We start from the raw sequence: 7409 nt of genomic DNA on the forward strand, positions 1-7409 counted from the left end.
ATTCGGTCCATCACTGAAAACAATCGGACGCGCAGGCCTTTCGCGGTCGGGCGTTCCTTGCAGAACTAGCCGGCGACCCGGTCGAGGGACGACAGACGCACCACGCCGTTGGGCGTCTCAAACTCGGCGGTGATCGCCGCTGCGCCGGCCTCGGTCTCGACCTCGACGTCGAGCTTCTCCAGCAGCGGGCGCAGGCTCCAGGCCTCGGGGTGGGTCAGGGTCAGGCGGGAGAGGCGGCAGTCGTCGTCGGCGCCGTCGGCGGGGTGGGGACTGTCGCCCCAGTCGATGAAGAACGGGGCCAGCGGGCCGTAGGCGCGGCCGGTCGGGATCAGCAGCCGCCAGCGCACCAGCTGGCCGCTGGGCAGGCGGCGCGACATCGGGATGACCCCGGCGTGCGGCAGGCCGGCCTGCTCCAGCTTCACCGCCACGCGGTCCAGCCGGTCGGTGGCGACGGCGAAGGTGTGCAGGACCGGGCCGGGCAGCTTGGCGAGGCTGGCCGACGCGGTGGCGGTGGTCGCCTGGGCGGGATCAGGGGCCAGCACCTCCAGATAGCTGCGGCCGCCAAGGCCAAGGATGGCGTTGCGCGTGCCATTGCCGGGATGGGCGCCGCCGGTGCGGGGGCGCCGGCCGGTCCGGGCCGCAAGCTCGTCGATGGCGCGGTCGAGATCAGGCGCGGCCCAGACCAGGTGGTCGATCCGCGCCATCAGGAGGCGCGCCGCCGGAACGGGGTGACGACGCCGTCGTCGCAGGCAGGCGGCATCTCCTGGACCGGCCCGGCCTCCATGGGCGGCAGCCGCAGGACGAAGCCGTTCATCTCCAGCCCCTGGGCGACCAGGCAGGCTGCGGCCGGGAAGGGGGAGCGCGGCTGGTCGGCCAGCAGCCAGGCCAGGTGCGCCTCCATGCGGGGATAGTCCTCGGCCTGGGCGGCGGCGAACAGGGCCAGGATCGACTGCTCGTCGCGGGTGATGCGGTAGGAGCCGGGGGCGGCCAGAGTCACCTTGCGCCGGCCGCTTTGGCCCAGTTCGCGGACGAAGACCGACAGGGCGGCCAGGGCCTGCAGCCCCAGCGGCCCGCAGGATTCCTCGAACTGCCGGCGGATCAGGTGGCAGTCGCCGGCCCCGAAGGCCGTGGCGCGGAACGCCCAGAGCAACATGTGTTCGCCCTGTAAGAGGTCGCTGAGCTGGGCGGGGGCGATGTCGTCGGGCTGCGGCATGTGATGCGGGCTCCTGAGACTCGAACCCTATTGCTATTGCGAATGACTCGCAACAATAGTTTTGACCTCTCGCGGAGTTGGGGCGGGGCGGGCGCTTCCCCCTCAGTCAGCTTCGCTGACAGCTCCCCCAGCGGGGGAGGTGGATCGACACGTAGTGTCGAGACGGAGGGGGCATGCGGGCGCCGAGTCAGGCGGCGGCGGAGTGGCGGAGGGGCTCGGGGGCGAAGCTCTCTTCGTCCCAGAGCGAGTCCCAGTCGGCCCAGCGCTGGGCGGCGTCGCGCAGGCGGGCGTCGTCGCGGACGGTGATCACCTGGCCCTCGCGCTCGTCCCAGACCACGGTCAGGTCGGCGAGCCGGGCGGCGTCGGCGCCCAGCTTTCCTTGAGCTTGCAGTTCGTCGATCATCCCGGCGCTGAGGCGCAGCTTCAGGCGCTCGCCGGCCATGCGCACGGCGATGTCGGCGTGGGTTATGACCTGGTCGATCATCTGGGCCGTGGGCGCGCTCATCGGGCGTCGGGCGTCGAACAGGAACTGCGGTTCCTGGTAGGCTCGGCGGAAGCGGGTCACTCGGTTCGGGGAGGGCATCGGGGGAGCTCCTTTCGTCTCGGCATGATCTTGATAGAATGCCGATGCGTCAGAATCGGACGCACAGTTTCGGGGTGAACAAATGAGGCACGAAAAGGCGGCGCGGCTGCTGGAACTGGCGCGGATGCTGGCGGCCTCGGCCGAGGGTTTGACCCTGGACGAGATGACTGAGCGCCTGGGCGTCGGCCGCCGCACCGTCGAGCGGATGCGTGACGCCGTGCGCGAGGCGTTTCCGCAGATGGAGGAGGTGGACGATCCGCCGACCCGGCGGTTCCGCATCCCCTCGGGCCTCGACGGCATCTTCCAGGCCCCGAGCGCCGATGAGTTCGCCGCCCTGCGCGCGGCGGCCGAACAGTTCAGGGCCGCGGGGGCCAGGACGCGGGCGGGGGCCTTGCAGTCGCTCGAACAAAAGGTGCTCTCCGCCATTCGCGCAGGGGCGCGCCGTAAGCTCGCGCCCGACATGGAGGCCCTGCTGGAGGCCGAGACCATGGCGATCCACGCCGGACCGCGTCCCTTCGAGGACGACGAGATCCTGGGCGCGGTGCGCGAAGCCATTAAGTCCTTGCGGCGGCTACGGTTCCGCTACGAGGGCGGCTCGTCCCCCGGCCGGGTGCGGGAGATCACCCCCTTTGGCCTGCTGTTCGGCCGTTCGAACTACCTGGTCGGCGCCGAGGGCGAGTCGGTGGAGCCGCGCACCTGGCGGCTGGACCGGGTGCGCGACATCGCGGTGTCGGACGCTCAGGGGACTCGGCCTGAGGACTTCTCGCTGCAGGCCTTCATGCACCGCAGCTTCGGCATCTATCAGGACGAGGTCGAGGCGGTGGCGTTGCACATCCTGCCGCACGGCGCGGAGGAGGCGCTGGGTTGGCGGTTCCATCCGACCCAGACCGTGGAGGCGCAGGAGGACGGCAGCGTGCTGGTGCGGTTCACGGCCGGCGGCATGCGCGAACTGGCCTGGCACCTGTTCACCTGGGGCGACAAGGTGCAGATCCTGGCGCCGGAGCGCCTTAAGACGATGATGCGTGAAGAACTGGCCGTGGCGCTGCGGGCGCACGGCGTTGGAGCCGAGTGAGATGAGTGAAACCGACGGGTTCGTGCTGAACCAGACCATGCTGCGGATCAAGGATCCGGAGAAGACGGTGGCCTTCTATCGCGACATGCTGGGGATGACGCTGCTCGACCGCTACGACTTCGACGCCGGCAAGTTCTCGCTCTATTTCATGGGCTATCCCGGCGGGGAGATCCCCAGCGACCCCGCCGAGCGGGTGAAGTGGGTGTTCGAGCAGCCGGCGCTGCTGGAGTTCACCCACAACTGGGGGACCGAGAGCGACCCCGACTTCGCCTATCACAACGGCAATTCCGATCCGCGCGGCTTTGGCCATATCGGGCTGTCGGTGCCCGACGTCGCCGCCGCCTGCGACCGGTTCGAGGCGCTGGGCGTCGAGTTCGTGAAGCGGCCGAACGACGGGGCGATGAAGGGACTGGCCTTCATCAAGGACCCGGACGGCTATTGGATCGAGATCGTGTCGGGGGCCAATCTGCGCGACATCATTACGGCGGTTCGCGGCTAGGGCTGGGTTTGCGTGGGCGTAGCCTTTTCTTGGATCGTCATCCTCGACCGGAGCGTAGCGGAGTGTCGGGGATCCATAAGCGCCGGCGCTCGCGATATCTCACCGACGTCGACGTTTATGGATGGCCGGGACAAAGCCCGGCCATGACGAGCTTGAGGTGGGAGAGCGTCGGCTCGGCCGGGAGGCGACCGAATGGCGAGGTTCCGCGTTCATAGATGCTAGAGCCTGGTCGCAGCAGCCGGAGTGGTCCATTGCCAGACGCTGTCCTGAAGGCGCGGGCTGACGGCCTGGTCGAAAGCGCGCAGGCGGTCGTCCTGCCGATCATGGCGCCGCGGCTACAGGGCGAGCTTTCCGCCACCGGATCGGCGGACCTGGCGCTGTGGGGCGAGGGCGATCTTGGGCGGTTGCGGTTCACCGGCCTCGACGGGCCGTATGTCTACGGTCCCAACACCCTGAGCGCGGCGGCCGGCGCCGTCCATGTCGCCCAGGAAGCGCCGGTGATGGTGATCTGCGGGGCGACCTATCGCGGGTTCACGCCGGCCAAGCATTGCGCCGGTTGGGACCGCAGCGCGCACCCGAAGAGCTATGTGAAGCGCGAGAAGGGCCGGCGGCGGATCGACCTGCCGTGGGCCAGCGTGCTGATCGAACAGCGCGGGCCTGACCTGATCGTGGCGGCGGGGACCGACCTTGGCGAGGCCGAGCGCGCCCTGCGCTTCTCGGTGGAGACGATCATCGGCGAGGCGGTGGCCTACGCCGCCCATTGCGACCGGATGCCCGAGGCCGACCCGGTGCTGCGCAGCATGGTGATGCAGGGAACCCATGCGGCGCTGTCCAGCGTGCGGCGGGACGAGCGCGGGCGCTTCGACGGCCTCGCGGCCGGGCTGCACTATTCGGCTCCGGCGCGGACCTATTACCGCGACGGCTACTGGACGCTGCAACTGTTGCTGGATGTCGCTCCGGCCATGGTTCACGAGCAGATCGAGGTCCTGGCCTCGGGCGTGCAGGCCGACGGCGAGGCGCCCAGCGGCGTGATCGTCTCTGGTCCTGAACAAGCCCGCGCCTGGGAGAGCCTGCGCACCACGGCCTTCGGCATGGACTGGATCCATACCCGCTCGATCGACTGGTGGAGCGACCATTTCGACAGCCCGCTGTTCTTCGTCCTGACCATCGGCGACTATGTCCGCGTCACCGGCGACATCGAGCCGGCCCAGCGCCACTGGCCGCTGGTGAAGGCGATCTTCGGCCGTTACCGCGCCTTCACCCAGGCCCACCTGCCGGTGAAACCGCGGCATGATCGCGACTGGGCCGACAACGTCTATCGCGGGGGTTATGTGGCCTATGACCTCGGGCTTTGGGTCGGGGCGCTGGACGTTATCGGGCGGCTCGGAGAGACCCTCGATCCCAAGCTCGCCGAGGAGGCCGCCGCCCTGGCGGTCTCGACGCGCGCGGCCATCGAGACCGAGCTGTGGCTCAAGGACGGCTGGTACGTCGACTATGTCGCGCCGGAGGGTCTGGAGGATGTCGAGCCGATCCTGGAGGACCACCTGACCCTGGACAGCCTGACCCTGCTACGGCACGGCGCGGTGCCTGAGCCGCGCGCGCTTGAGGTGCTGGAGGCGGTGCGGCGGCGGCTGGAGACCCGGCACAACGCCAACCAGCCCTATGGCGATTGGGGGGTGATGTGCGTCTACCCGCCGTTCAAGCACAAGGCCGACACGCACTCGAAATCGGCCTTCGCGTTCCGCTACCACAACGGCTCGGACTGGCCGTGGCTGGACGGCGTCTACGCCGAGGAGCGGCTGCGGCGCGGCCTGCCGGGCTGGCGCTATCCGATGGTGCGCTGGTGGGAGACCTGCCTGGAAAAGGGCTGGATGGGCGCGGTCGAGTACTTCGCCCCGCCCTGGGGCCGGGGTTCGTTGCTGCAGGGATGGTCTGGCCTGCCGGCGGCTGTGGCGCTGAAGTACCGCGACGTGGTGCTGAAGGGCGACCTGGATTGATCATCAAAGTCAGATGCCCCCTCCGTCTCGACACTACGTGTCGATCCACCGCCCCCAGAGGGGAGGGATCTAAGAACAGGATGGCGGGCAGCTGCAAGCCGCTCAGCGGTCGATGGCCAGGGTGAAGTACTCGCGGTCGAACAGGCGGTAGTAGAGCCAGGCCGGGACGCGGTCGTAGTAGGGCTGGACGTCGGCGATGATCTTGGCCTGGGACTTGTGGACGTCCAGCAGCCGGCGCTTGGTCTTGGCCTGGCTGGCGATCGGGAAGGCCAGGGTGGCGGGCGGCAGGCCGCGGGCCGGGTCGCTCGGGTAGTTGTCGCGAAACGCCTGGACCAGTTTCAGGGCGAGTGAGACCAGGGCCTTGGGCAGGGTCGCCTGATAGAGCCGGGTCACCGAAGGCGCGCCTTCATTCACTACCTCGCGCACCCAGCGGCCGGTCTGGACGTGGTCCGGGTGGCCGTAGAAGCCGACCTGCTCGTCGAAGCTGACGATGACGCCGGGCTGGAAGCGTTCGATCAGTCCGGCGATGGCCGCCTTGGCCACGGCAGGATCGGTGGTGGTCAGGCCGCTGTCGGGGAAGTCCAGCACCTCGACGTGGGAGGCGCCGAGCAGGGCGCCGGCGGCCTTGGCCTCTTCGCGGCGGACCTTGGCCAGCTCCTCGCGCGAGTAGCCGGTGTCGCGCGCCGCCTCGCCGGCGGTGAGGTAGACCAGGGTGAGGTCGGCGCCCGACTTGGTCAGGGCCGACAGGGTTCCGGCGCTGGTGATCTCGTCGTCGGGGTGGGCCCAGATCGCCATGATCGTCCGCGGCGCGCCGGACGCGAACAGGTCGCGCCGGATCGGGACCTTCATGTCGTTCAGCCGGGCGCGGGCCAGGATGAAGGCGACCAGGACCAGGTCGGCGACGACGAAGAAGACGATCAGCGGAAGCATTGCACCATCTGGCCGACCCAGGCTTTCAGGAGGTCCTTCTTGTCCAGCGGCGTGGCGCCGTGGCGGACCAGGATCAGGTCGAGATCGGGGATCAGCACGGTGTACTGGCCGTCATAGCCGTTGGCCGAGAACGAGCCGGGGCCGGCGCCGTCCAACCACCAGTGGGCGCCGTAGCGGCCCTCGGCGACGCCGGGCTGCTGGAAGGTCGGGGTGCGGGCGTAGTCGACCCAGCCGGCAGGCAGCAACTGGCGGCCTTCCCAGACGCCGCCGCGCAGGTAGAGCAGGCCGAAGCGGGCGAAGTCCTGGGCGGTGGCGAAGCAGTAGGACGAGCCGATGAAGGTGCCCGCCGCATCGAACTTGGGGATCGGGCTCTGCATGCCGAGCGGCGTGAACAGGCGCTCCCACATGAAGCTCTTGAGATCGCCGCCGGCCGCTTGCCCCGCCAGCCTGGCGATGATGTTGGTCGTGCCGCTGGCGTAGGACCAGAAGCTGCCGGGCGCGTGCTCCAAGGGCTGGCTGGCGGCGTAGCCGGCGACGTCGCCCCGGCTGGCGCCCAACATCTCGATGACGTCGGAGGGGTGGCCGGGGACATAGTCCTCGATGAACTTCAGGCCGCTGGACATGCGCAGCAACTGGTCGAGGGTGATGGCGGCGCGGGGATCGTCAGGGGCGCTCCATTCGGGCGCGCCGGCGGGGGCGTGGATGTCCAGCTTGCCGTCGCCGACCAGCAGGCCGACCAGGGCCTGGGTGATGGACTTGGCCTTCGACCACGACGGGTAGGTGGCCTGCGGGCCGAAACCCTCGCCGTAACGTTCGAAGATCAGTCGGCCGCCTTGGAACAGGGCCAAGGCATGGGTGGCGCCGACATCCTCGCCCTCGAAGGCCTGGGCCAGCAGCGCGTCGAAACCGGCGCGGTCGAGGGTGGCGGGCAGGTCGCCCTGCGGCCAGGCTTTCGTCGGCCAGGGAACGTCGGCGGGTTGGACGGGCAGGGGCATGAGGCTCATGCCCGGAGACTGGCGGGAAGCGACGGGCTTGTCATCTGTCAGATCCTCCCCCGCTGGGGGAGGTGGCGCGCGGCACGCGCGACGGAGGGGGCCTTGCGGCAGGAGTCAAAG

General features: G+C 69.5%; 8 protein-coding genes. 3 read left to right on the forward strand and 5 right to left on the reverse strand.

Features of this window, described 5'->3' with window-relative positions; all coding sequences use genetic code 11:
- Positions 1-65: 65 nt before the first annotated feature.
- The 3 genes from ASE02_RS01730 to ASE02_RS01740 form a co-directional block, all read right to left on the reverse strand.
- Complete coding sequence (locus tag ASE02_RS01730) at positions 66-704, reverse strand: VOC family protein (RefSeq protein ID WP_056730542.1); 639 nt, start codon at positions 702-704, stop codon at positions 66-68.
- Entirely contained in the window at positions 704-1213 is a 510-nt protein-coding gene (locus ASE02_RS01735) for a hypothetical protein (protein WP_056730544.1), read from the reverse strand. Before ASE02_RS01735 ends, ASE02_RS01730 begins: the two co-directional genes overlap by 1 nt.
- Positions 1214-1400: 187 nt before the next feature.
- A complete protein-coding gene (locus ASE02_RS01740) occupies positions 1401-1796 on the reverse strand; it encodes a hypothetical protein (RefSeq protein ID WP_156405877.1) in 396 nt (131 codons plus the stop codon).
- Between the two features lie 82 nt (positions 1797-1878).
- Between ASE02_RS01740 and ASE02_RS01745 the strand changes: the two genes are divergently transcribed.
- The 3 genes from ASE02_RS01745 (at position 1879) to ASE02_RS01755 (ending at position 5364) form a co-directional block, all read left to right on the forward strand.
- Complete coding sequence (locus tag ASE02_RS01745) at positions 1879-2868, forward strand: YafY family protein (protein ID WP_056730548.1); 990 nt, start codon at positions 1879-1881, stop codon at positions 2866-2868.
- 1 nt (position 2869) lies between these two features.
- Complete coding sequence (gene gloA, locus ASE02_RS01750; protein ID WP_056730550.1) at positions 2870-3367, forward strand: lactoylglutathione lyase; 498 nt, start codon at positions 2870-2872, stop codon at positions 3365-3367.
- 251 nt (positions 3368-3618) lie between these two features.
- A complete protein-coding gene (locus tag ASE02_RS01755) occupies positions 3619-5364 on the forward strand; it encodes a hypothetical protein (protein WP_200957588.1) in 1746 nt (581 codons plus the stop codon).
- 102 nt (positions 5365-5466) lie between these two features.
- On the opposite strand, the gene ASE02_RS01760 is transcribed toward ASE02_RS01755, so the two are convergent.
- Complete coding sequence (locus tag ASE02_RS01760) at positions 5467-6294, reverse strand: PIG-L deacetylase family protein (RefSeq protein ID WP_056730553.1); 828 nt, start codon at positions 6292-6294, stop codon at positions 5467-5469.
- Positions 6282-7289 carry a serine hydrolase gene (locus tag ASE02_RS01765; RefSeq protein ID WP_200957589.1) on the reverse strand — a complete coding sequence of 336 codons (1008 nt, stop codon included), beginning with the start codon at positions 7287-7289 and terminating at the stop codon, positions 6282-6284. Before ASE02_RS01765 ends, ASE02_RS01760 begins: the two co-directional genes overlap by 13 nt.
- Positions 7290-7409 lie beyond the last annotated feature (120 nt).

This window comes from Phenylobacterium sp. Root700, from assembly GCF_001429025.1.
In the GTDB taxonomy this organism is placed as follows: domain Bacteria; phylum Pseudomonadota; class Alphaproteobacteria; order Caulobacterales; family Caulobacteraceae; genus Phenylobacterium.